At 70.1% G+C, this 22,173-nt stretch carries 27 protein-coding genes and 3 tRNA genes; 14 read left to right on the top strand and 16 right to left on the bottom strand.

Annotation, left to right across the window (positions count from 1 at the left end; genetic code table 11):
- Positions 1-8 precede the first annotated feature (8 nt).
- Entirely contained in the window at positions 9-980 is a 972-nt protein-coding gene (locus KLK06_RS19460; RefSeq protein ID WP_374197138.1) for a thiamine-phosphate kinase, read from the bottom strand.
- A 68-nt stretch (positions 981-1,048) separates the two neighbouring features.
- Between KLK06_RS19460 and KLK06_RS19455 the strand changes: the two genes are divergently transcribed.
- Both KLK06_RS19455 and KLK06_RS19450 read left to right on the top strand, forming a co-directional pair.
- Positions 1,049-1,282: an Lrp/AsnC family transcriptional regulator gene (locus KLK06_RS19455; protein ID WP_214636950.1), complete on the top strand. Its 234-nt coding sequence runs from the start codon at positions 1,049-1,051 to the stop codon at positions 1,280-1,282.
- A gap of 14 nt (positions 1,283-1,296) precedes the next feature.
- Complete coding sequence (locus KLK06_RS19450) at positions 1,297-1,728, top strand: DUF3515 domain-containing protein (RefSeq protein WP_214636949.1); 432 nt, start codon at positions 1,297-1,299, stop codon at positions 1,726-1,728.
- On the opposite strand, the gene KLK06_RS19445 is transcribed toward KLK06_RS19450, so the two are convergent.
- Genes KLK06_RS19445 through KLK06_RS19435 form a run of 3 tightly spaced genes read right to left on the bottom strand, consistent with a single transcriptional unit; the run spans position 1,711 to position 4,589 of the window.
- Positions 1,711-2,805, bottom strand: a complete 1,095-nt coding sequence (locus KLK06_RS19445) for a D-alanine--D-alanine ligase family protein (RefSeq protein ID WP_214636948.1) — start codon at positions 2,803-2,805, stop codon at positions 1,711-1,713. The two genes, KLK06_RS19450 and KLK06_RS19445, sit on opposite strands and share 18 nt — an antisense overlap.
- Positions 2,806-2,863: 58 nt before the next feature.
- Complete coding sequence (locus KLK06_RS19440) at positions 2,864-3,874, bottom strand: NAD(P)H-dependent glycerol-3-phosphate dehydrogenase (RefSeq protein ID WP_214636947.1); 1,011 nt, start codon at positions 3,872-3,874, stop codon at positions 2,864-2,866.
- Between the two features lie 4 nt (positions 3,875-3,878).
- Positions 3,879-4,589, bottom strand: coding sequence for a 1-acyl-sn-glycerol-3-phosphate acyltransferase (locus KLK06_RS19435; protein ID WP_214636946.1), 711 nt, complete (start codon positions 4,587-4,589; stop codon positions 3,879-3,881).
- 74 nt (positions 4,590-4,663) lie between these two features.
- Here KLK06_RS19435 and cofC point away from each other — a divergent pair, with 74 nt between their 5' ends.
- Both cofC and KLK06_RS19425 read left to right on the top strand, forming a co-directional pair.
- Positions 4,664-5,299 (top strand): 2-phospho-L-lactate guanylyltransferase, encoded by a 636-nt coding sequence (cofC, locus tag KLK06_RS19430; RefSeq protein ID WP_214636945.1) that lies wholly within the window; start codon positions 4,664-4,666, stop codon positions 5,297-5,299.
- A gap of 41 nt (positions 5,300-5,340) precedes the next feature.
- Entirely contained in the window at positions 5,341-5,544 is a 204-nt protein-coding gene (locus KLK06_RS19425; protein WP_214636944.1) for a hypothetical protein, read from the top strand.
- A 50-nt stretch (positions 5,545-5,594) separates the two neighbouring features.
- Here KLK06_RS19425 and KLK06_RS19420 read toward each other — a convergent pair whose 3' ends face one another.
- The 4 genes from KLK06_RS19420 to leuC form a co-directional block, all read right to left on the bottom strand.
- A complete protein-coding gene (locus tag KLK06_RS19420) occupies positions 5,595-5,894 on the bottom strand; it encodes an HU family DNA-binding protein (RefSeq protein WP_214636943.1) in 300 nt (99 codons plus the stop codon).
- 98 nt (positions 5,895-5,992) lie between these two features.
- Positions 5,993-6,232: a hypothetical protein gene (locus KLK06_RS19415; RefSeq protein ID WP_214636942.1), complete on the bottom strand. Its 240-nt coding sequence runs from the start codon at positions 6,230-6,232 to the stop codon at positions 5,993-5,995.
- Entirely contained in the window at positions 6,211-6,798 is a 588-nt protein-coding gene (gene leuD / locus KLK06_RS19410; protein WP_214636941.1) for a 3-isopropylmalate dehydratase small subunit, read from the bottom strand. The genes KLK06_RS19415 and leuD overlap by 22 nt, the downstream gene beginning before the upstream one ends.
- A 12-nt stretch (positions 6,799-6,810) precedes the next feature.
- Positions 6,811-8,199: a 3-isopropylmalate dehydratase large subunit gene (gene leuC / locus KLK06_RS19405; RefSeq protein ID WP_214636940.1), complete on the bottom strand. Its 1,389-nt coding sequence runs from the start codon at positions 8,197-8,199 to the stop codon at positions 6,811-6,813.
- Positions 8,200-8,296: 97 nt separating this feature from the next.
- Between leuC and KLK06_RS19400 the strand changes: the two genes are divergently transcribed.
- Both KLK06_RS19400 and KLK06_RS19395 read left to right on the top strand, forming a co-directional pair.
- Positions 8,297-9,013 (top strand): IclR family transcriptional regulator, encoded by a 717-nt coding sequence (locus tag KLK06_RS19400; RefSeq protein WP_214636939.1) that lies wholly within the window; start codon positions 8,297-8,299, stop codon positions 9,011-9,013.
- Between the two features lie 58 nt (positions 9,014-9,071).
- The gene (locus KLK06_RS19395; RefSeq protein WP_214636938.1) at positions 9,072-10,790 is read left to right on the top strand and encodes a hypothetical protein; all 1,719 of its coding nucleotides are present in this window, start codon (positions 9,072-9,074) and stop codon (positions 10,788-10,790) included.
- A gap of 114 nt (positions 10,791-10,904) precedes the next feature.
- On the opposite strand, the gene KLK06_RS19390 is transcribed toward KLK06_RS19395, so the two are convergent.
- The 4 genes from KLK06_RS19390 to KLK06_RS19375 form a co-directional block, all read right to left on the bottom strand.
- A tRNA-Glu gene (locus KLK06_RS19390) sits at positions 10,905-10,977 on the bottom strand.
- 18 nt (positions 10,978-10,995) lie between these two features.
- Positions 10,996-11,071: transfer RNA gene (locus KLK06_RS19385), tRNA-Glu, on the bottom strand.
- A gap of 80 nt (positions 11,072-11,151) precedes the next feature.
- Positions 11,152-11,730 (bottom strand): hypothetical protein, encoded by a 579-nt coding sequence (locus KLK06_RS19380; RefSeq protein ID WP_214636937.1) that lies wholly within the window; start codon positions 11,728-11,730, stop codon positions 11,152-11,154.
- A gap of 40 nt (positions 11,731-11,770) precedes the next feature.
- Positions 11,771-11,842, bottom strand: a tRNA-Gln gene (locus KLK06_RS19375).
- Between the two features lie 164 nt (positions 11,843-12,006).
- On the opposite strand from KLK06_RS19375, the gene KLK06_RS19370 reads away from it, so the two are divergent.
- The gene (locus KLK06_RS19370; RefSeq protein WP_214636936.1) at positions 12,007-13,974 is read left to right on the top strand and encodes a M3 family metallopeptidase; all 1,968 of its coding nucleotides are present in this window, start codon (positions 12,007-12,009) and stop codon (positions 13,972-13,974) included.
- Positions 13,975-14,104: 130 nt separating this feature from the next.
- On the opposite strand, the gene KLK06_RS19365 is transcribed toward KLK06_RS19370, so the two are convergent.
- On the bottom strand, positions 14,105-14,671 hold the full coding sequence (locus KLK06_RS19365; protein ID WP_214636935.1) for a PadR family transcriptional regulator: 567 nt from the start codon (positions 14,669-14,671) through the stop codon (positions 14,105-14,107).
- A 57-nt stretch (positions 14,672-14,728) separates the two neighbouring features.
- Here KLK06_RS19365 and KLK06_RS19360 point away from each other — a divergent pair, with 57 nt between their 5' ends.
- A complete protein-coding gene (locus KLK06_RS19360) occupies positions 14,729-16,216 on the top strand; it encodes an MATE family efflux transporter (protein WP_214636934.1) in 1,488 nt (495 codons plus the stop codon).
- On the opposite strand, the gene gltX is transcribed toward KLK06_RS19360, so the two are convergent.
- Both gltX and KLK06_RS19350 read right to left on the bottom strand, forming a co-directional pair.
- On the bottom strand, positions 16,110-17,441 hold the full coding sequence (gene gltX / locus KLK06_RS19355) for a glutamate--tRNA ligase (RefSeq protein ID WP_250905763.1): 1,332 nt from the start codon (positions 17,439-17,441) through the stop codon (positions 16,110-16,112). The two genes, KLK06_RS19360 and gltX, sit on opposite strands and share 107 nt — an antisense overlap.
- A gap of 34 nt (positions 17,442-17,475) precedes the next feature.
- Entirely contained in the window at positions 17,476-18,252 is a 777-nt protein-coding gene (locus KLK06_RS19350) for a fumarylacetoacetate hydrolase family protein (RefSeq protein WP_214636932.1), read from the bottom strand.
- Positions 18,253-18,400: 148 nt separating this feature from the next.
- Between KLK06_RS19350 and KLK06_RS19345 the strand changes: the two genes are divergently transcribed.
- The 6 genes from KLK06_RS19345 to KLK06_RS19320 are packed head-to-tail and all read left to right on the top strand — an operon-like array spanning position 18,401 to position 21,458.
- Positions 18,401-18,910, top strand: coding sequence for an Asp23/Gls24 family envelope stress response protein (locus tag KLK06_RS19345; RefSeq protein WP_214636931.1), 510 nt, complete (start codon positions 18,401-18,403; stop codon positions 18,908-18,910).
- Positions 18,907-19,383: a hypothetical protein gene (locus tag KLK06_RS19340; protein ID WP_214636930.1), complete on the top strand. Its 477-nt coding sequence runs from the start codon at positions 18,907-18,909 to the stop codon at positions 19,381-19,383. The genes KLK06_RS19345 and KLK06_RS19340 overlap by 4 nt, the downstream gene beginning before the upstream one ends.
- Positions 19,380-19,568 carry a hypothetical protein gene (locus KLK06_RS19335; protein WP_214636929.1) on the top strand — a complete coding sequence of 63 codons (189 nt, stop codon included), beginning with the start codon at positions 19,380-19,382 and terminating at the stop codon, positions 19,566-19,568. Before KLK06_RS19340 ends, KLK06_RS19335 begins: the two co-directional genes overlap by 4 nt.
- Positions 19,565-20,203 carry an Asp23/Gls24 family envelope stress response protein gene (locus KLK06_RS19330; RefSeq protein ID WP_214636928.1) on the top strand — a complete coding sequence of 213 codons (639 nt, stop codon included), beginning with the start codon at positions 19,565-19,567 and terminating at the stop codon, positions 20,201-20,203. The genes KLK06_RS19335 and KLK06_RS19330 overlap by 4 nt, the downstream gene beginning before the upstream one ends.
- Positions 20,200-20,880, top strand: a complete 681-nt coding sequence (locus KLK06_RS19325) for a DUF6286 domain-containing protein (protein ID WP_214636927.1) — start codon at positions 20,200-20,202, stop codon at positions 20,878-20,880. The genes KLK06_RS19330 and KLK06_RS19325 overlap by 4 nt, the downstream gene beginning before the upstream one ends.
- The gene (locus tag KLK06_RS19320; protein WP_214636926.1) at positions 20,877-21,458 is read left to right on the top strand and encodes an alkaline shock response membrane anchor protein AmaP; all 582 of its coding nucleotides are present in this window, start codon (positions 20,877-20,879) and stop codon (positions 21,456-21,458) included. Before KLK06_RS19325 ends, KLK06_RS19320 begins: the two co-directional genes overlap by 4 nt.
- Positions 21,459-21,476: 18 nt before the next feature.
- On the opposite strand, the gene KLK06_RS19315 is transcribed toward KLK06_RS19320, so the two are convergent.
- Positions 21,477-22,073 (bottom strand): cyanamide hydratase, encoded by a 597-nt coding sequence (locus KLK06_RS19315; RefSeq protein WP_214636925.1) that lies wholly within the window; start codon positions 22,071-22,073, stop codon positions 21,477-21,479.
- Positions 22,074-22,173 lie beyond the last annotated feature (100 nt).

Genomic DNA, 22,173 nt, shown 5'->3' with positions numbered 1-22,173 from the left:
GCAGAATGTCACGCAAAGTGATCCCATCCGGCATGACCAGTTTCACGGCCTCGGACGACCACGCCCTGACCTGCGATGATGTCTCCCACGATCCGCCATGAGGGCGGGAGCGCCACCTCTGCGGGGAACACCGCCGCGAGCGCGTGATCCTCGCCCCCACCGAGGATCCAGTCCAGCGGATCGGCCCCCAGTTCCTTGGCCGCCGCCGCCACCGGCTCCCCCACGACGAATGCGGCCGGGTCCAGCTCGACGCGCACGCCACTGGCCGCCGCGATGTGCCCGAGGTCCTGGAGCAGCCCGTCACTCACGTCGAGCATCGCGGCGGCCCCCAGCTCCGCCGCCTCGGGTCCCGCGGAGTAGGGCGGGCACGGGCGCCGATGCGCGGCCACGGCCTCCCAGAGCGCCTCCTGCGGCGGGGAGAGGGGTACTCCCCGCGAAGCCGCCCACCCGGACTCCAGCAGCGCCAGCCCCGCGGCGGCGTACCCGAGACGTCCGGCTACGGCCACCACCTGCCCCGGACGCGCGCCCGACCGGGTCACCGGCGGCCGGCCGCCCAGGTCACCGAGCGCGGTCACCCCGATGACGACCAGCTCGCTGCGCGCGATGTCGCCGCCGACGACGCTCGCCCCCACCACCGCGCACTCGTCGCGGAACCCGTCGGCGAGCGCGTCGAGCCACTCGACGGGCAGGTCCGGGGGCATCCCCAGGCCGACCACGATGGAGGTCGGCACGGCCCCCATGGCAGCCACGTCGGCCAGGTTCTGAGCTGCGGCTTTACGCCCCACGTCGTACCCGCTGGACCAATCGCGGCGAAAGTGCCTACCCTCGAGTAGCAGATCTGTAGACACCACGACGCGTCCGTCGGGCGCGCTGACCATTGCGGCGTCGTCGCCGGGACCGAGCAGCACCGTCGCACCTTGCGGCAATCTTCCGGAAATACGAGACACCGCTCCGAATTCGCCGAGATCTCCGACTGTGATGACGCACCTCCTTACGCGCACAGGGTACGGTGGCCCTTCGGCGTGATCGAATCGCCCGGGAGGACGTAATGGTGCAGGCCTACATCCTTATTCAGACCGAGGTCGGCAAGGCCGCGAGCGTGGCCCACGAGATTTCCGGCATCCCGGGAGTCACGCAGGCGGAGGACGTCACCGGCCCCTACGACGTGATCGTGCGCGCGGAGGCCAACAACGTCGACGAACTGGGCAAGCTGGTGGTCGCCCAGATTCAGGCCGTGGAGGGCATCACGCGTACGCTGACGTGCCCGATCGTGCACATCTGAGGTAAATCTATTTCATGCGCCGCGCCACTGTCCTGCTCGCCCTGCTGACCCTCGCCGGGTGCGGCGGTGCCGTACAAGTGGAGCCGCCCAAGCCATCGGCCGAGGCGGCGGCGGCCTGCGTGAGTCTGGCCGGACGGCTGCCCAAGACGCTCGACGGCGCCCCACGCGGTGAGTCCACGCCCGCCTCGCCGTACGTGGCGGTCTGGGGGGAGGCGGAGATCGCGCTCCGCTGCGGTGTGCCGCGCCCCGCGCGGATGGCGCCGACCGACACGTTGCAGGAGATCGACGGCGTGGGCTGGTTCGCCGACCCCGACAGGCCGACCCTGTACACCGCGATCGCGGACCCCGCCTACGTCGAGGTCACGATCGCGGGCACACACGTGGCCCCTTCGGTCCTCGCGGACCTGTCGGGGCCGATCGGCAAGATGTCAGCGCAATCCGGGTGACCGGTTCAGCGCGAGCTGGATGAGCCGGTCGACCAGCGCCGGGTATGACAGCCCCGAAGCGGCCCACAGCTGCGGCGCCACCGACAACGAGGTGAACCCGGGCATGGTGTTGATCTCATTGAAGACCAGCTCCCCCTCAGGCGTGTAGAAGAAGTCGACCCGCGACAGCCCCTCGCAGTCGAGCGCCTCGAACGCGCGCACGGCCATCGCCCGCAGCTCCTCGGCCACCGCCTCCGGCAGGTCGGCGGGCACGGTGAGCGACATCTGGTCGGGGTAGTACTTGGCCTCGAAGTCGAAGAACTCCTGACCGCCCTGAACCCTGACCTCGCCGGGCGTCGACGCGATCGCGGGCTCGTCGCCGAGTGATTCGAGCACCGCGCACTCGATCTCGCGCCCCTCGATGGCGGCCTCGATGAGCACCTTGGGGTCGTGCTCGCGGGCGAACTCGACGGCCCGCTCCAGCGAGGCCCGGTCGTGCGCCTTGGAGATGCCCTGCGACGACCCGGCCCTGGCCGGCTTGACGAACACCGGCCAGCCGAGCCCCTCGGCCTCCTTCAGCACCCGGTCCCGGTCGAGCCGCCAGTCACGCTCGCGCACCACCACATAACGCCCGATCGGCAGCCCGGCGGCGGCCATGACCGTCTTCATGTGGGCCTTGTCCATGCCCACCGCACTGGCCAGCACGCCGGAGCCGACGTAGCGGACCCCGGCCATCTCCAGCAGGCCCTGGATCGTGCCGTCCTCGGCGAACGGGCCGTGCATGACGGGGAAGACCACGTCCACGTCGCCCAGCTCGACGGGGATGCTGCCCGGGTCGTAGGCCACCAGCGAGTTGCCGCCGGACGGCAGCGCCAGGGCCGCGCCGGTGGTGTCGACGGCGGGCAGCTCGCCGGCCTCGATGGCGAACCGCTGGTCTGCCGCGGCCAGCACCCACCTGCCGTCCTGGGCGATCCCGATGGGGATCACCTCGTACTTGGTCCTGTCGATCGCCTCCAGCACGCTGCCGGCTCCCATGAGGGATACGGCATGCTCGGAATTGCGACCTCCGAAAACGACGGCGACGCGTGGCTTGCTCATGAGGTCCGAATCTACCGGCGTGTACCCGGGACAGCGAGTCAAGCGCGCGGTCACGTCCTCATACGCCGTAACGCTCGGGCTTGGGCGAGCGGGACATGAGCAGCATCCCGGCCTCGCTCGGCGACATGCCGTCATGCACCACGCCCACCACGACCTCGGTGATCGGCATCTCCACGTCGTGCTTCCTGGCCAGTTCGAGCACGGACTCGCAGGACTTGACGCCCTCGGCGGTCTGCTTGGTGGCGGCGATGACCTCGGCGAGCGTCATGCCGCGGCCCAGGTTCTCGCCGAACGTGCGGTTGCGCGACAGCGGCGAGGTGCAGGTGGCCACCAGGTCGCCCATCCCGGCCAGTCCGGCGAACGTGTGCGGGTCGGCCCCGAGCGCCGCGCCCAGCCGGGAGATCTCGGCCAGTCCCCTGGTCATCAGCATGGCGCCGACGTTGTCGCCCATCCCCATGCCCGCGGCCACGCCGACGGCCAGCGCGATCACGTTCTTGACCGCACCGCCCAGCTCGACGCCGACCACGTCGGTATTGGTGTAGGGGCGGAACCACGGCGGCAGGTGGCAGACGTCCTGCAGCCGCGCGGCGACGCCCTCGTCCGCACTGGCCACGACGGTGGCGGCGGGCTGGCGCTGGGCGATCTCCTTGGCCAGGTTGGGGCCCGAGACGACGGCGACCCGGTCCTCGGGCACCCCCGCCACCTCGCGGATGACCTCGCTCATCCGCTTGGTCGTGCCGAGCTCGATGCCCTTCATCAGACTGACCAGGACCGCGTCACGCGGGATGTGCTCGCGCCAGGCGGCCAGGTTGGGCCGCAGCGACTGCGACGGCACGGCGAGCACCACGAAGTCGGCGCCGTCGAGCGCCTCGGCCGGGTCGGTCGTCGCGCGCAGCGAGGTGGGCAGCGCCACGCCGGGCAGGTAGTCGAGGTTGGTGTGGCTGCGCTCGATCCCCGCGACCAGCTCCGGCCGGCGCCCCCACAGCACGGTCCGGTTGCCGGCCTCGGCCAGGATCATCGCGAACGTGGTGCCCCACGAACCGGTGCCGAACACGGCCACCTTCGTCATGCCGTCACCGCCCGGCGGGGTCGTAGGGGGCCTCAGGGGCCTTCTGTCCGCGCAGCTCGGCGAGCTGCGCGGTGATCGCCATCATGATGTCGTGGGTGGCGGCGCGCAACACCTCGGCCTCCGGCGGCTTGCCGGAGTAGGCCGACAGGTCGACCGGTGGCCCCACCATCACGTGGAACGTCTTGCGCGGGAACAGCCTGAGCCGTTTGTGCCCATAAGGCAGCAGCTCTTGCGCGCCCCAATGGGCCACCGGGATCACCGGCGCGCCACTCGCCAGGGCCAGCCGCGCCGCGCCCGTCTTGCCGGCCATCGGCCACAGGTCGGGATCCCGGGTGCAGGTGCCCTCGGGATAGAAGAAGATCGCGGCGCCGTCCCTCAGCCGCTCCGACGACTCGTTCAGCGACCTGGCCGCCTCGTTGCTGCCCCGCTCGACCGGGATGGCCCGCAGGGAGCGGATGGCGTGGCCGAGGAGCGGCACCTTGAACAGCACGGACTTGGCCAGGATGACCGGCCAGCGACCGTTGTTGTAGAGGAAGTGCGACAGCAGGACGGGGTCGGTCCAGGAGAGGTGGTTCGCCGCGATGATCACGCCGCCGGTACGGGGGATGCGCTCGCCCCTGCGCCAGTCCTTCTTGATCAGGAGCCATGACAATGGTTTCACGATCACTACGGCCAGGGTCTCCCAGAAACGCGATGGGCGCGTGGGGCGGCTCATGATCTCCTCCTACGGTCTGCGCCCCAAGTCTCCCGGTTGGCCGCATGGGATGTCGAGGCGCGATGCTTAACCCTATGAGCATCCGCTGGTCACTGGTCATTCCGGTGAAGACGCTGGTCGCGGCCAAGACACGACTGGCGGCCGCCACGGGTCCCCACCGCACCCGGCTGGCCGTCGCCGTCGCCTGCGACACCGTCGCGGCGGCGCTCTCCTGCCCGCTGGTGGCCCGGGTAATCGTGGTGACCGCCGACCCGGCCGCCGCCGGGCCGCTGACCGCGCTGGGCGCCGAGGTGGTGCACGACCCCGACCGCGGCCTCAACACCGCCCTGCGTACGGGCGCGGCGCACGCCGTACGGATCGCGCCCGGCGACGCGGTCGGCGCCCTGCAGGCCGACCTGCCCGCCCTGCGCCCGGCGGAGCTGGCCACCGCGCTGGCCTGCGCCGCCGAGTTCGACCAGTCCTTCGTGCCCGACGCGCTCGACGTCGGCACCACCTTCTACGGGGTACGACCGGGCCGCCCGTTCACGCCGCGTTTCGGCGGGGAGTCGCGGGCCAAGCACCTGGCGGGCGGCGCCAAGGAGCTGTGCCCGGAGGGCATCGACTCGGTCAGGCGCGACGTGGACACCCCCGACGACCTGCGTGCCGCCATCGCCCTGGGGCTGGGGCGGCACACCGCGGCGGTGGTCGCCGAGCTGTGGCCGCCTTCGTGACGCCCTCGCCGCGCGGACGCCCACCGTTTACGCTGGTCCGCATGCAGGCGACGGTACGCAGTTTCGATCCGGTGACGCGTTCCGGCTCGGTCTTCCTCGATGACGGGACCGTGCTGGAGTTCGGCGCGCCCGCCTTCGACGCGGGGCCGCTGCGGCTGCTGCGCTCGGGGCAGCGGGTCCGCCTCGCGATGGCGGATGACGAGATCACCTACATAACGCTGTCGACCTTTCCGCTGCCCGCATAAGGAAACGCCCGGCCCCACGAAGGGGACCGGGCGCCCGGCTGCCTCTTTGCCTACTTCTTCTTCGCGAGCTTCTTGCCGCCGACGTTCACGAGTTCCTTGAAGTCCGAGCCCGGACGGAACTTGGGTCCCCAGCTCTCCGCGACCCGGATTTCGGCACCCGTTGACGGATTGCGAGCGCTCCTGGCCGGCTTGTGGACCATCTCGAAAGCGCCGAAGCCGGTGATCGAGACCTTGTCCCCGCTGGCGACCGCCTTCTGGACGGCGTCGATGATCGCGTTCACGGCCTCCGTGGCCGTTTTCCTGTCGCCCACCCGATCTGCGATGGCATCGACGAGTTCTCGCTTGTTCATAAAGTTCTGCTCCCCCAGTTACGGCTCGGGGTTCCAGCTCATGAATCCTACGTAGAAACCCCTTACGCGCTCGAAAGTAGGCGGGATCGCGAGGGAACTCAATCACCGAGCGTGTTTTCGGGTGCGCGTGGCGTGTCGAAATCGCTGTCGAGCGCGGCGAGAAACGCCTCTAGGCGGGCCGCCGCCCTTTCCGGATCCCGCTTGGCCAGATCGCAGATCGCGACGTAGCGGCGGGCCAGGCGTTCCTTTTCGGCGGCGGGCAGCATGCGGACGCGACGGTGCGCTTCGCGCAGCCGCCGCGCCAGTGCGTCGTCTTCTAGACGGTCGTCGGCAGCCATGGCTGCCGACCATTCTCGTACGCCGCCACATCCTCGGCATGACGCAGGGTCAGTCCGATGTCGTCGAGGCCCTCCATGAGGCGCCAGCGGGTGTAGTCGTCGATCTCGAAACCGACGGCCTCATCGGCCCAGCGGACCTGGCGATCCGCGAGGTCGACGGTCACCTCCAGCCCCGGCTCCGCTTCGACGGCCGCCTGCAGGGCCTCGACCTTCTCGCCCGGCAGGATGACGGGGAGCAGGCCCATCTTGGTGGAGTTGTTGCGGAAGATGTCGCCGAACCTGGCGGCGATCACGACGCGGAAGCCGTACTGCTGCAAGGCCCATACGGCGTGCTCGCGCGAGGAGCCGGTGCCGAAGTCGGGACCCGAGACGAGGATCGAGGCGCCGGTGTAGGACGGGTCGTTGAGCACGAACGTCGGGTCCTCGCGCCAGGCGGCGAACAGGCCCTTCTCGAACCCGGTCCTGCTGACCTGCTTGAGCCAGACGGCCGGGATGATCTGGTCGGTGTCGACGTTGCTGCGGCGCAGCGGCACCGCCGTACCGGTGTGGGTGGTGAAGGCGTCCATCGGAAGGCTCTCCTAAACGAGGTCGGCGGGGGCGGTCAGATGGCCAGTGACGGCGGTCGCGGCGGCGACCTGCGGCGACACCAGATGGGTGCGGCCACCCTTGCCCTGACGGCCCTCGAAGTTGCGGTTGGAGGTGGAGGCGCTGCGCTCGCCCGGCTGGAGTGTGTCGGGGTTCATGCCGAGGCACATCGAGCAGCCCGCCTCGCGCCACTCGGCGCCGGCGGCCTTGAACACCTCGTGCAGGCCCTCCTGCTCGGCCTGGGCCTTGACCATCATCGAGCCGGGCACGATCAGCGTGCGGGTGGTGACCTGGCGGCCGCGCAGGATCTCGGCGGCGGCGCGCAGGTCCTCGATGCGGCCGTTGGTGCACGAGCCGACGAAGACCGTGTCGACCTCGATCTCGCGCAGCGGCGTGCCCGCCGTGAGGCCCATGTACTCCAGTGCCCGCTCGGCCGACGACCGCGCGGTCGGGTCGGCGAAGTCCTCGGGATTGGGCACGGACGCGTTCAGCGGCAGGCCCTGGCCCGGGTTCGTGCCCCAGGTGACGTACGGCGTGAGCGTCGAGGCGTCGATCTCGACCACCTGGTCGAACACGGCGTCGTCGTCGGTGCGCAGCGACTTCCAGTATGCGACGGCCTGGTCCCAGGCCTCGCCGGTCGGCGCGTGCCGGCGGCCCTTGAGGTATTCGAACGTGGTCTCGTCGGGCGCGATCAGGCCCGCGCGGGCGCCGGCCTCGATCGACATGTTGCAGACCGTCATGCGGCCCTCCATGGAGAGCTTGCGGATGGCCTCGCCGCGGTATTCGACGATGTAGCCCTGGCCGCCGCCGGTGCCGATCTTGGCGATGATGGCCAGGATCAGGTCCTTGGCCGTGACGCCGACGGGCAGCTCGCCCGTGACCTCGATGGCCATCGTCTTCGGCCGGTAGGCCGGCAGCGTCTGGGTGGCCAGCACGTGCTCGACCTCGGAGGTGCCGATGCCGAACGCGATGCCGCCGAACGCGCCGTGCGTGGAGGTGTGGGAGTCACCGCAGACGATCGTCATGCCCGGCTGGGTCAGGCCGAACTGCGGGCCGATGATGTGGACCACGCCCTGGCCCGCGTCACCCATAGGGTAGAGCCGGATGCCGAACTCGGCGGCGTTCTTGCGCAGCGTCTCGACCTGGGTCTTGGACACCGGGTCGGAGATCGGGCCGAGCACGGTCGGCACGTTGTGGTCTTCGGTGGCGATGGTGAGCTCAGGCCTGCGCACGGGCCGGCCGGCGAGACGGAGACCGTCGAACGCCTGCGGGCTGGTCACCTCGTGAATGAGGTGCAGGTCGATGTAGAGGAGGTCGGGTTCGCCGTCGGCGCGGCGCACGACATGCTGCTCCCAGACCTTCTCCGCCAATGTGCGGGCCATGATCTCCTCCTGGTTGATGCGATGCTCACCATCGCGCTCCCTCGCGGGAGAGTCCTCCGACTTGCCTTCTCATATGTCGAGACGGCAGTATCGGTGTATGGACAACTCTAGCGGAGTCGGCGTACTGGACAAGGCCGTTCTGGTACTCAATGCCCTCGAAGCGGGTCCCGCTTCGCTGGCTCAGCTGGTCCAGGCCACCGGCCTGGCCAGACCCACGGCCCACCGGCTCGCCGTCGCACTCGAGCACCACCGCATCGTGACCCGTGACACGCAGGGCAGGTTCGTGCTCGGCCCGCGGCTTTCGGAGTTGTCCACCGCGGCGGGCGAGGATCGATTGCTCGCGGTGGCCGCGCCCGTGTTAATGCAACTGCGCGACCTGACCGGCGAGAGCGCGCAGCTCTACCGGCGTCAGGGTGACGAGCGGGTCTGCGTGGCCGCGGCCGAACGGGCCAGCGGGTTGCGCGACACCGTACCTGTGGGCTCGGCGTTGCCGATGACGGCGGGTTCGGCCGCCCAGATCCTGCTGGCGTGGGAGGAGCCCGACCGCCTGCACCGGGGGCTGCGCGGCGCCAAGTTCACCGCGGCCACGCTGGCGTCGGTGCGGCGCAGGGGCTGGGCGCACAGCGTCGGCGAGCGCGAGCAAGGAGTGGCCAGCGTTTCCGCGCCGATAAGGGGCAGCGGCGGCAAGGTCATCGCGGCGGTCTCGGTTTCGGGACCCATCGAAAGGCTGACGAGAGCCCCTGGCCGGCTGCACGCCGTGCCCGTGATGGCAGCGGCTGAGCGCATCACTGAAGCCATGCGTCGCACGTCATGATCAGCAAAAGCGCTTATTTGGGGAGCCGAGTGCCTCGCGGGCGCACTAGCCTGAGTGCGTGACAGATCGCATCGAGGTAGCCGCCACTGAGCTGCGACCCCTGCTCGAAGAGTTCATCATCTGGGCGCGCACCAACGCGCCCGAGAGCGACCCCGAGCTCGTGGGACCAGCGGCGCTTTGGCACCGCCTCGCCTTCTCCCAGGATCTCGGCACGTGGAAGCGTGCCGACCTGCGCAACCTGCTGCTCGACCGCATGCCCAAGGTCGTGGAGGACCCCGACGCCGCCGCCGACGGGATGCTCCCCGCCGTTGACGCGTACCTGACGTTCCTCTCCCAGACCGGACGGCTCACCGAGGGTTCGGACTCCCTCTCCGACCTGCAGGCCGAGCTCGACGACGTCGAGGACGACTTCGTCGAGCTGATGGAGGACCTCCTGGACGACGACGCCGAAGGTGATGACGACGAGGAGGAGGAGATCGGCGACCTGGGCGACTTCGAGCCGTTCGCCGACGCTCTGGCCGACCTCGACACGATCAGGCTGCGCCCCGACTCCGAACTGGCCACGGCCGCCCGCGCCGTGCCGCTGATCGCCCAGGCCCGCGACCTGGCTCTGTGGGTGGGTTCGGGACGCCGGGTGGGGGAAGACACCCTGCTCTCCGACGACGAGGTGGCCGAGGCGCTGGCGGCCGTCGGGCTGCCCAGGCCGGAGACCGACGGCTCGCTCGCCGAGGCCGTCCCGCAGCTGTGGAACGTCTGGAACCTCGCCGTCGACCTGGAGTTCCTGGAGCCGGGCGACGCCAACACCGTGGGCGTCCAGGACGACACGTCCGAGTGGCCGTTCGACGACGACGAGGACGTGCTCGACGCCTGGATGCTCGGTCTGCACTCGGTCGACTACGGCGACCCCGAGCTGCCCGACGAGGACCTCACCATGGCCCTGGCGGGCCTCACGCGGGGCGTGCTGGTCAGGCTGCTCCTCGGGGGCGGCTCCCGCGACGTCGACGAGCTCGGCCAGGAGCTGTCCGAGGCCGCCGCCGAGCTCGACGAGCTGGGCGCCGACGCCTGGGAGGCGGCGGGCGACCCGATCGCCGGGGCGATCGCCTGGCTGACCGGCTATGGCATGGTGGAGGTCAGCGGCCAGACGGTCAGCCTCACGCCGCTCGGCACCGAGGGCATCGTCCACCTGGTCGACGACTCCGACATCGAGGTCGACGCGCGACCGGCCATCGACTCGATGAGCGCCCACGAGCTGCTCGCGCTCAGCGCCGAGCTGCCGGAGGAGGAGGCCGACGCCGAGTTCGCCGACTGGATGCGGCTGCGCGAGCCGGGCAAGGCGGCCGAAGAGCTGCTGGAGGCCGCCGCCAAGGACGAGTCCGACGCGCTCATCCGGGTGCAGGCGGCCAGCGTGGTCGGCACACTCGGCGAGGCGGCCATCCCGGCCTGGCAGGAAGCGCTGAAGCAGTCGTCGCTACGCCCGTACGCGGCCACGCACCTGAGCCAGCTTCAGGTGGAGGACGCGCCGGAGCCGACGCAGGACGACACCCACTGGCTGATCCTCGACATGTGGACGATCTCGGCCGGGCTGGGCAGGTCGGAGTTCGTCGGCAGCCTGCGGGACATCGGGCCCGAGCTGCTCAACAACCTGCTCGAGGTGATCTGGAAGATCCCGCACGCGCACGTTGAAGAGCTGCTCGACCTGATCTCGCAGGTCCACCCCGACAAGCAGGTCGCCAAGGCGGCGCGGCGGGCGCTGTTCAAGGCCCGCTCCAACTCCTAGGCAGTCGTACGAATGGCGCCGCTCCCACTGCTGGAGCGGCGCCGTTCTGTTTCCTGAGCCGGGCCAATAAAAAAAGCCCTCGGCGCGATGCGCGACCGAGAGCGGTGAAAAATGTAGTCCCGACCGGATTCGAACCGGCGCTACCGCCTTGAGAGGGCGGCGTCCTGGGCCACTAGACGACGGGACCTTCGTGAGCTTGTGACAGTGGTAGTCCCGACCGGATTCGAACCGGCGCTACCGCCTTGAGAGGGCGGCGTCCTGGGCCACTAGACGACGGGACCCTGTCCACAAGCGATCGTGCCGGGTTCCCCCGGCAACGCAGGTAACTCTACCGCACCCTCGGAGCACCACCAAACCACTATCAGGCCAGCAGATCGGGCCTTTGGCGGCGGACCCAGTCGCCCATCGGGCCGCGTTCCCAGAGCGGGTCGATGGCGCCGAGCGGGATGCCGAGCCGCTGGAGGCCGGTCCGCGGATCGACGGGCACCCCGGCGAGCTGCGCCCGCATCCAGCGGGGCACGCGCGGCGGCACCTCTCGGGTGCCCCAGCCGATCAGCCCGGCGGACCGCAGAGCGCCGGCACGCACCCGTACGCCGCCGAGGCGCCCGATCGTACGGGGACTGGCCATCCGGCTCTCTACGACGTCAATGCGCTCCATCCGCGCCCACTCCAGCCGGAGGCGGAAGCCGTAGGTGTCCGCCAGCTCCACGCCCTGCGGGGAGAAACGTACGACGGTGCCCGCCACCATCCGGTGGTGCTTGACCGCCAGCACGCCGACGAGCGCGCCGACGCCGAGGAGGCCGATCAGCACTCCGGCGACCGAGCTGCCCGTCAGGATGGCGCCGAGCAGCAGGCACACCGGGAAGAAGAGCACGAGGGGCATCAGGAGCGGGGCCACGAACGCGGGGAACGACCCTCGCCGGATCCGGAACTCATCCATAAGCAAAAAACGGATGTCTCTGTGAGACATCCGTTAAACGCTGGGGTACCAGGACTCGAACCTAGACTAACTGAACCAGAATCAGTCGTGCTGCCAATTACACCATACCCCACCGGCCCGAACCCCGTGGGGCGCGTTAAGGCGACGTCCGAAAGAATAGCCCAGCTTGGGGTGCAAGACCAAAACGATTGCCGAACCGTCTTCCTCCGGGGGGCAGGAAGGGCCCGGCCGTGCCAAGCTGAGGGGGACAAAGCACCACGTGGAGGAGCCCAAGCGTTGCCAGAGAACCCCTTCTTCGCCCCCAGCAGCCTGCCGTACCAACTGCCGCCCTTCGAGGAGATCCGCGAGGAGCACTACCTCCCGGCGTTCGAGCGAGGGATGGCGGAGGGGCTGGCGGAGGTGGAGGCGATCGCGGACAGCAGCGAGCCGCCCACCTTCGACAACACGATCGCCGCGCTGGAGCGTTCCGGACGCATTCTGGAGCGCGTGTCCACGGCCTTCTTCAGCATCGTCTCCTCCAACTCCACCGAGGGCGTCCTGGAGCTGGAGAAGCAGATCTCGCCCGCGCTGGCCAAGCACAGTGACGCCATCCGGCTCAACCGCGCGCTCTGGGCCCGCATCAAGCGGGTGGCCACCGACGACCCCGAGGAGTCGTGGCTGCTGGAGAAATACCGCGAGGACTTCGTCAGGGCCGGCGCCGACCTGTCGGAGGCCGAGCAGAGCGAGCTCAGGCGGCTCAACGAGGACCTGTCCCGGCTGTCCACCGAGTTCGCCCAGAACCTGCTGAAGGCGCTGAGCGAGTCCGCGCTGGTCGTCGACGACGCCAAGGACCTCGACGGCTTCGACGAGGCCACGATCCAGTCGCTGCGGAAGGACGGGCGCTACGTCCTGCCGCTGCTCAACTACACCAACCAGCCGGGGCTGGCCCAGCTCACCGACCGTGACGTGCGCCGCAGGCTCTACACGCTGAGCGTGGAGCGGGCGCCGCGCAACTTCGAGCTGGCGATCAGGATGGCGACGCTGCGGGCCGAGCGGGCCACGCTGCTGGGCTTCCCCAGCCACGCCGCCTACACGGTCGCCGACCAGACGGCCAAGACCGTGGACGCGGTCGAGGCCATGCTGGGGCAGCTCGTCGGGCCGGCCGTACGCAACGCCAAGAAGGAGGCGGAGGCGCTCGCCGAGCAGGCCGGGTTCGCGATCGAGCCGTGGGACTGGTCCTACTACTCGGAGAAGGTGCGCCAGGCCCGCTACGACTTCGACGCCGGGGCGATGCGGCCCTACTTCGAGCTGTGGCGTGTCTACCGGGACGGCGTGTTCCACGCGGCGACCCGGCTCTACGGCGTCACGTTCACCGAGCGGCCCGACCTGAAGGGCTACCACGAGGACGTACGCGTCTACGAGGTGTTCAACGAGGACGGCGGCCCGCTCGGCCTGTTCCTGCTCGACCCGTACGCCCGGTCCAACAAGCGCGGCGGCGCGTGGATGAACAACCTGGTCGACCAGTCGGGCCTGTTCGGCGAGAAGCCGGTCGTGATGAACAACCTCAACATCACCAAGCCGGCCTCCGGGCCGACGCTGCTGACCTACGACGAGGTCAACACGGCCTTCCACGAGTTCGGGCACGCGCTGCACGGACTGTTCTCCGAGGTGCGCTTCCCCCGCGTGTCGGGCACCAGCGTGCCGCGTGACTTCGTCGAGTACCCGTCCCAGGTCAACGAGATGTGGGCGACCTGGCCGGAGATCCTGGCCCACTACGCCAAGCACCACGAGACGGGCGAGCCGATGCCCGCCGAGCTGGTGGAGAAGATGAAGGCCGCGGAGAAGTTCAACCAGGGCTTCATGACCGTCGAATACCTGGCCGCGACACTCCTCGACTGGGCCTGGCACAAGCTGGCCGCGGGCGAGGCGGTGGCCGACGCCGAGGCGTTCGAGTCCGCGGCGCTGGAGACGGCCGGGATCGCCCTCCCGACGGTCCGGCCGCGCTACCGGACCAACTACTTCGCGCACATCTTCGCGGGGGGCTACAGCGCCGGCTACTACTCCTACATCTGGAGCGAGGTGCTCGACGCCGAGAGCGTCGAGTGGTTCAAGGAGAACGGCGGGCTGGAGCGGGCGAACGGCGACCACTTCCGCCGCGAACTGCTGTCCAAGGGCGGGAGCCTCGACGCGCTGACCGCGTTCCGCAACTTCCGCGGCCGCGAGCCGAGCATCCAGCCGCTCCTGGAGCGCCGCGGCCTGCTCTAACCCCACACTGCCCTTGCCCGGCGCCCCTTGGCCGGCGCTCTTCGCCTGGCGCGCGACCCAGGGGCGCCGCTCAGGGGCGTGCCTGGCGTGCCTGTCAGGGGCGTGCCAGTCAGTCGCGGCAGGGTGTCGCTCAGGGGCGTGGCGGTGTCGTGTCCATGGGGGTCGGCAGTTCGTCGAGGCGCTGCCTGAGCCAGTCCTGCTCGGCACGGCTCGCGGCGCGGGCGATCACCAGCATGCCGCGCCGGTAGGGGTCGGGCTCGTCGCGCGCCCGCACCGGCCGGCCGCCCTCGTAGAAGAAGCTCGCCGGCGCCTCCAGGAAGGCCAGCCGGCGACGCAGCACGGCGGCCTGGTCGGCGGGGTCGGGTAGCGCCGACAGGAACGTCAGCAGCGCGAAGAACCTCGCCTGGTCGCTGATCTCCAGATCGGCCGGCTCCCGCAACCGCCGCAGCAACTCCTCGCGCCCCACCGAGGTGATCGTCAGCACCTGCCGGCGCGCCGCCGCGGCGCCCGCCTCCTCGTGCCGCTCGACCAATCCCTTGCCCTCCAGCCTGGCGATGGCCGGGTAGAGGGCGCCGTCGCTCACCGGCCGCAGGTGCCCGCTCAGCGCGGCGAGACGCGCTTTGAGCTCGTAGCCGTGCATCGGCCGCTCGTGCAGAAACCCCAGGATGGTGAGACTCAGGTCACCGCCACTTGCCATGGGATACATCGTAACGCTATACCTCTATTAGATGTATAACGAAGCGAGGCATAAAAGATGATCAGGCGCGCTCTCCCCGTCTACGTCGAGCTGCTCACCGCCGTGGTCGCGGTCGGGGTGATCGACCTGCTCTGGGTCTCCGGCCTGGGCGAACCGGCCATCGCGGCGGTCACCGTGTCGACCACCGTCGAATACCTGGCCTACGGTCTGTTCCTGGCCGTCCCGACGGGTGTGACCGTGCTGATCGGCCGCCGCGACGGCCGCGCACCGCTCTCCCCCGTGATCAGGACCGGCTGGCTGCTCTGGGCCGTGTTCGCGATCGCGATCGCCGTGCCCGGGGTGCTGCTCCGCGAGCCGTTGGCCGCGCTCTTCGCCGGAGACTACGAGCTGACGGCCGGTTTCCTGCTGGTCTCGCTCGGCGGCCTGCCGGTGTACTTCGCCCAGACGATCGCGGACGGCATCGTCAAGGGCCTGGGCAACACGCGGATCCCTATGCGCAACGCGCTCGTCTGCGGCGCGCTGGTGGTCACCTTGGACCCGCTGTTCATCTACGGCCTCGACCTGGGCGTCCAGGGTGCCGCGCTGGCCACTGTGATCGCGCGGACCATCACACTGGCGATCTCTCTCCGCACCTTGGTACGACTGACACCGCGCGACTCAGGCGACGGCCCGCTCGGCGGAGAGGGTGGCGACCCGCTCGCGGCGGAAGACGGTCCGCTCGCCGGGAAAAGCAGCGCCCCACTCGCGGCAGAAGGCGGTGGTCTGCTTGCCGGGGAGGTTGTGCGGACCGGGCTTCCCATGTCCGGGGATTTCCTGGCTCGTGCGCTCGTGGGGATGGCGCTGGTGGGGATCGTGGCCGGGTTCGGCACGGCGGAGCTGGCGGGCTACGGCGTCGGGCAGAAGGTCATGCTCGCCGGGGTGATGCTCTTCTACGCCCTGCGCCAGGCGGCGATGATCGGTGCGGCCCGGTTCGAGGCCACCGGCTCGCCGCTCTGGATGGGCCTGGGCGCGGGAGCGGCGGTGGCGGTCGTGCTCAATGTGGTGGCCGTGCCCGTCGCCGGGTTGTTCGCCGCCGACGTCGGCCCCGCTGTGAGCTTCCTGCGGTGGATGTCGCTCTACCTCGTGCCCTTCGGCGGGCTGATCGCCGTGGGCGGGGTGCTCCAGGCGACCGGCCGGGGCAGCCGCCTACTGGCGGCCACGCTGGCCGGCTTCACCGTACAACTGCCCCTGGCCTACGCGCTGAGCGCGTGGCTCGGCGTCACGGGCGTGTGGCTGTCGATGGCCGCCGGAGCGGCCATCAGCCTCGGCATCGCGATCGGCGCCGGAGCGACAGCCGACCCCGGAGCCCCGGCAGTCGCCTCTGAAGCCCCAGCCGTCGCCTCTGATGCCCGAGCGGTCGGCCCGAAAGCCTCGGTTGTCGCCTCTGAGGGCCGGGCGGTCAGCCCTGGAGTCGGGTCAGTGCGGCGCGGATTCGCTCCTCGGTACGCTCGCGGCCCAGCACCTCGATCGACTCGAACAGCGGCAGACCCACCGTCCGGCCCGTGACGGCGACGCGCACGGGCGCCTGGGCCTTGCCGAGCTTGAGGCTGTGGGAGGCGCCGACCTGCTCCAGCGCCTCCTTGAGGGACTCGGGATCCCAGTTGACGGTCTCCAGCCGCTCCAGGTAGCCGCTGAGGATCTCCACCGGGGAGTTCTTCATCGCCTTGTCCCAGGAGGCCTCGTCGAACACGGGCTCGTCCAGGAAGAGGAAGTCGACGTTCTGCCTGATCTCGGCCAGCACGGCGATGCGGGTCTGCGCGAGCGCCGCGACCTTGCTGAACATCTCCCGGTCCCAGTCGGCCTCGAGGTAGGGAGAGCAGCGCTCCTCGAACGTCTCGACGGGCAGGGCGCGGATGTACTCGCCGTTGAAGGCCCGCAGCTTCTTCTCGTCGAAGAAGGCGCTGGCGGAGTTGACGTCCTCCAGCTTGAACAGCGGCACCATCTCCGCCCACGGCATGATCTCGCGGTCGTCGCCGGGCCCCCAGCCGAGCAGCATGAGGTAGTTGACCATGGCCTCGGCCAGGTAGCCATCGTCGCGGTAGTCCTCCAGCGCCACCTTGTCGCGGCGCTTGGACAGCTTCTTGCGCTGCTCGTTGACGATCACCGGCAGGTGCGCCCAGACCGGCGGGTTGGCGCCGAGCGCGGGCCACAGGAGCTGCTGCTTGGCCGCGTTGCCCAGGTGCTCCTCACCGCGTACCACGTGGGTGATGCGCTGGGTAATGTCGTCGACCGCGTTGGCCAGCACGTACAGCGGCGAGCCGTCGGTGCGGGCGATGACGAAGTCCTCCTGGGCGTCGTTGGGGAACTCCACCCGGCCCCTGATGACGTCCTCGACGACGGTGACACCCTCGTCGGAGGTACGGAAGCGGACGGCGCCCTCGGTCAGACCCCGGTCACGGCAGAAACCGTCATAACCCTTGTGCTCGGAGCCGGTGCGGGCGACGAGCGTCTCGCGGGTGCAGTCGCAGAAGTACGCCTTGCCGTCGGCGAGCAGCTTGGCCACGGCCTCGCGGTGCTGCGGCTCGTAGGCCGACTGGAAGTAGGGGCCCTCGAACACCGGGTTGGTGCCGTTGATGCCGATCCAGTCGAGCGCCGAGATGATGCCCTCGGTCCACTCGGGGCGGTTGCGGGTCGCGTCGGTGTCCTCGACGCGCAGCACGAAGCGGCCGCCGGACTGTTCGGCCAGCGCCCAGTTGAACAGCGCCGTGCGGGCGCCGCCGACGTGGAACATGCCGGTAGGCGACGGGGCGAAACGCACCCGTAGATCAGTCACGGGAGACCACCTTGTTCGTCAGAGTGCCGATGCCTTCGATGCCGACGCTGACCTCGTCACCGACCTCGACCGGGCCGACGCCCGCCGGAGTGCCGGTGAGGATCACGTCGCCGGGGATCAGCGTCATGACCGCGCTGACGTAGGCGACCAGCGCGGGGATGTCGTGGATGAGCTGGTTGGTACGGCCGCTCTGCCGCACATCTCCGTTGACCGTCGTCGTGAGCGCCAGGTCGGAGGGGTCGAGGTCGGTCTGGATCCACGGCCCGAGCGGGCAGAAGGTGTCGAAGCCCTTGGCCCTGGTGAACTGGACGTCCTTCTTCTGCAGGTCACGGGCGGTGACGTCGTTGGCGCAGGTGTAGCCGAAGATGACGTCCTTGGCCCGCTCGACCGGCACCTCGCGGCAGAGCCTGCCGATCACCACGGCCAGCTCGCCTTCGTAGTCGACGCGGTGAGACAGCGTCGTCGGGTAGGCGATCGGCTCACCGTGGCCGATCACGGAGGTGGACGGCTTGATGAAGATGAGCGGCTCGTCCGGGACCTCGTTGCCCAGCTCGCGGGCGTGCTCGGCGTAGTTTCTGCCGATGGCCACCACTTTGCTGGGCAGCATCGGGGCCAGCAGCCGGACTTGGGACAGCGGGTAGCGCTCGCCGGTGAACTGAACGTCCCCGAACGGGTGGCCGGAGATCGCGGACACGAACTCCTCACCTGGGCCACCCTCGACCACGCCGAACGACACGCCTTCGCCTGTGGAGAACCTCGCTATACGCACCCGACAAGGCTATCGCCGCCGTCCCGCGCTCTGCCCGCCTAATAAATCGGTCATAAATGTACCTAAAGTCCGTTTTGTCGCGCATCTTCAGTTGTCTGGAGGTTATGGGGGCTTTAAGAGCACATCGAGTGTCGGGAGGTGACGGATCGTGGCTGACACGGTAGTCAATCAGCAGGGCACCGTACCGCGGGCCAGGACTGTGGAGGACGGCCCGGCCAGCTCACTGGTGACCGACAAGGGCACCACCACCATCGACGACGTGGTCGTGGCGAAGATCGCCGGACTCTCGGCACGCGAGGTGCCGGGCGTCTACGACATGGGCGCCGGCGCCGCGAGGGCATTCGGCACCATGCGCGGCATGGTCGGCGGTGACAAGAGTGTCGCCCAGGGCGTCTCGGTAGAGGTGGGCGAACGGCAGGCCGCCGCGGACCTCGACCTGGTCGCCGAGTACGGCATCGCGATCCCCGAACTGGCCGCGGCCGTGCGCAGGAACGTCATCAACGCGATCGAGCGCATGTGCGGGCTCGAGGTCACCGAGGTGAACATCAGGGTCGACGACGTCCACCTCCCCATGCGGGACACATCCACGAGGGAGATCGGCGGTTCGAGCGGCACGGGCGACACGGGTGGCACGGAGCGGGAGCCCAGAGTCCGATGACCGGCGCCCGGGCGAGCGGCGCTCCGCAGACCGCCCCTCAAACGACCGGCCCCAAGGCGACTCGCGCCAAACCGGCCGAAGCCCAGGCGGTTGGTGCTCAGGTGGCCGGAGCCCAGGGGACCGAAGCGGCGGTGATCGGCGATGAGGCGGCCGGCGCCCAGGTGACCGAGGTCCGGCTGATCGGCGAGCGGGCCGTCGCCTGTGCGGGAGTGGCCGGGCTGTCGAGCGGTCTCTTCGGCACGGTAGCGACCTATCTGCCCGGCGAGCGCCTCACGGGCGTGTCCGCGGACGACCACGAGGTGAACATCGCCATCGTGGCGCGACTCGACCGCCCCCTCCCCGAAACGGCCGAAGAGGTACGGCGGGCGGTGGCCGACCTCGCCGGCGACCGTCTGGTGAACATCCGGATCGACGACGTGGTGCCCGAAGACACAGTGTCGGCACCCGAGGACGCGGTGAAGGAGACCTCATGAACAAGATCTCGTGGCTGCCCGTGATCGGCATGTCGGTAGGCATGGTGCTGGGCATAGTCGGAGCATTCGGCGGGCTCGGCGCCTTCCTGCTCGTGGTCGTACTGGGCGCGGTCGGTCTTCTGGTGGGCCGCATCATGGAGGGCGGCGAGGTGAACCTGTCGAACCTCACCGTGAGGCGCAGATGACCACCGACATGCCCGCGTCTGAGACTGCCGTCGTGGTGGTGCCGGGGCAGCGCCCCGCTCCGGTACCACCCGAGCGGCGTGGCCGTACCGAGGTCGCGGACCGCGTGGCGGGCAAGATCGCCGGCTACGTCGCGCGTGAGGTGGCCGGGGTACGCGAGGTGAGCGAGCGCGGCGGGCTGCGCAGGACGCGCCCGGCGAGCGCCACGGTGCGTGACGACGGCGTCGAGATCGGGCTGACCGTGTCCGTGGCCTATCCGGCGCCCCTGCGTGCGGTGGCCGGCCAGATCAGGAACCACGTGGCGGCCAGAGTCGCCGCGCTGACGGGCCTGCGGGTATCACGCGTGGACGTCACGATGACCGAGTTCACGATGACCGAGTTCACGGCCCCGCAAGCGCCCACGTGGGAGGTGTCACGGGAGACGCCGCAGGAGGGACCGCGCGAAATACCGGGGCAAGCGCCGCAAGACGCCTCGCGGGAGGCGACACGCGAGCTTTCGCGCGAGGCCCCTCGGGAGGGACCGCGAGAGACCTCGCGAGAGGCACCGCAGGAAGGACCGCGAGAAACCTCACGAGAGGCACCGCAAGAGGGACCGCGAGAGGCCTCGCGGGAGGGGCCGCGGGGGGTTTCGTCATGAGCACCGGTGCGCACCGGGCGGGCGAGCCGGTGCCGAGCCTCGCCGACCAGGCGACAGACGCGCCGCCGGCCGGTGAACTCGACTGGATGACAGACGGCCACACAGTGACCGGCGCCTCCGGACGGGCGGCTGATCGTGCGGCGGTGCGGGCGTTCCGGCCGCGGCGGACCGTGCCCGCCGTCGTGGTGGCCGCGCTGCTCACCGTGCTGGGCGCGGTGGTCGCCGCCGAGACGGTATCGGCGCTGGCCGGGCGGCCGCTGCGGTGGATGCCCCTGGATCGGCTGCTGATCTGGGCGGCGTCGACTCCGTGGAATGACCCGCTGTTCCTGCTCGGCACCGCGCTGGTCACGCTGATCGGCCTGGCGCTGGTGGTGACCGCGCTGGTGCCCGGAAGACCGCGTTTGGTCCCGGTACGTACCGGAGACGCGGACCTGATCATCGGCATGCGGCGCAAGAGCCTCGCCAGGGCGCTGGCGCACGCCGCCGAAGAGGTTCCGGGCGTGCACTCGGCCCGCGCCTCGGTCCGCGGCCACACCGCCGCCGTCACCGCGACCACCACCGGGTGGGATCGGGAGCGGTTCGGCGAGGCCGTACGGGCGATGGTGCTGTCGAGGCTCGCGGCGCTGAACCCCGTCGAGCCGTACCAGGTGAAGGTCAACATGAGGGAGCGCAAGTGAACCGCAGAACCGGCCGCGGCAACCGGTGGGGCCTGGCCCTGACCGGCATCGTGCTCGCCCTACTCGGCGGCTGCGCGCTGGCGCGTGGCATGGGGGCGTTCGGGCGAAACGCGGCGGGAACGGCGATCGCGGACCGTCCCGTGCGGTTCTTCCTCGTGGCCTATAGCCCGTGGATCTGGTGGGTCGTCGCGCTGGTGGCCGTGATCGTGGCGCTGCTCGGGCTGCGGTGGCTGTTCGTTCAGGGGCGCCGCGACAGCCGCGACTCGCTGCGGATGGAGACCGGTCCCGGGGGCGTGACCGACGTCACCGCGAAGGGCATGGCCGCCGCGGTCGCGGCGGACGTCGCGACCAGCCCCGCCGTGCTGGACGCCGGGGCCGACCTGGGAGGTTCCCGCGACCGGCTGATGGTACGGCTGCGTCTGGTGGCCGACGAGCAGGCGTCGATGAGCGAGCTCAGGGACCACCTGGCGGGCGTGGCCATCCCGCACATGCGCAGCGCGCTGGAGGCGGATCGCGTACCGGCGGTGGCCCGCGTGACCCTGGAGCCCGCCCCTACCTCACACCGCGTCGTCCACTGAGCGGCGCCCGCTGAGGCGTCAGGCGTCCAGCGGGTTGTTGGCGAGGCGGTCCGTGATGCCCGACCGGACGAACCCGCCCGCGAGGCTGGCCGGCTTGCGCGTGCCCTGGTCCGTCACGCAGGCCGCGAACTCCTTGGCGATCTCCAGCCGGGGGTGGCGGGCGAGCACCTCCTGCCGCAGTTCCGAGGGGATCTCGTCGGTACGGCGGCCCGAGATGTCCATGCCGGTCGAGAGTTCCAGCAGGTGCCCCTCGGGGTCCTCAGCCAGCGGCACCTCGTCCCACATGTGGCGGATGATCACCTCGGCGGCCCGTACCCTGCGCTCGACCGGCCACCCGGCCCCGGCGGCGAACGCCCAGGCCACGTGCCCGCCCGCCTCCTCGAACGGCACCGTGTGGCTGTCGAACTCCGCGGTCAGCCCGATGTCGTGCAGCATCGACGACACGTAGAGGAGTTCGGCGTCGAACGCGATCTCGTGCAGCCCCGCGTAGGCCGCTGCCCACAGGTAGGCGCGGACGGAGTGGTTGAGCAGCGAGGGCGAGTGATACCTGGTCGCCGCCTCAAGAGCCCCCCGGCAGGGGGCGGTGTCCGGGATCACGATGTCGTCGAATCTCATGCGTCCAGGATGTCGTGAATTGACCGGTCCGGAAACCGAGCCGCATCGAGCCGCTAACGATCCGGCACCCAACTTGACCAGTTGATCGAGATTCGGTCAG

Origin of the sequence: Nonomuraea sp. NEAU-A123 (assembly GCF_018603905.1) — a bacterium.
Taxonomy (GTDB): domain Bacteria; phylum Actinomycetota; class Actinomycetes; order Streptosporangiales; family Streptosporangiaceae; genus Nonomuraea.
This window is presented reverse-complemented; position numbering and strand designations above follow the sequence as displayed.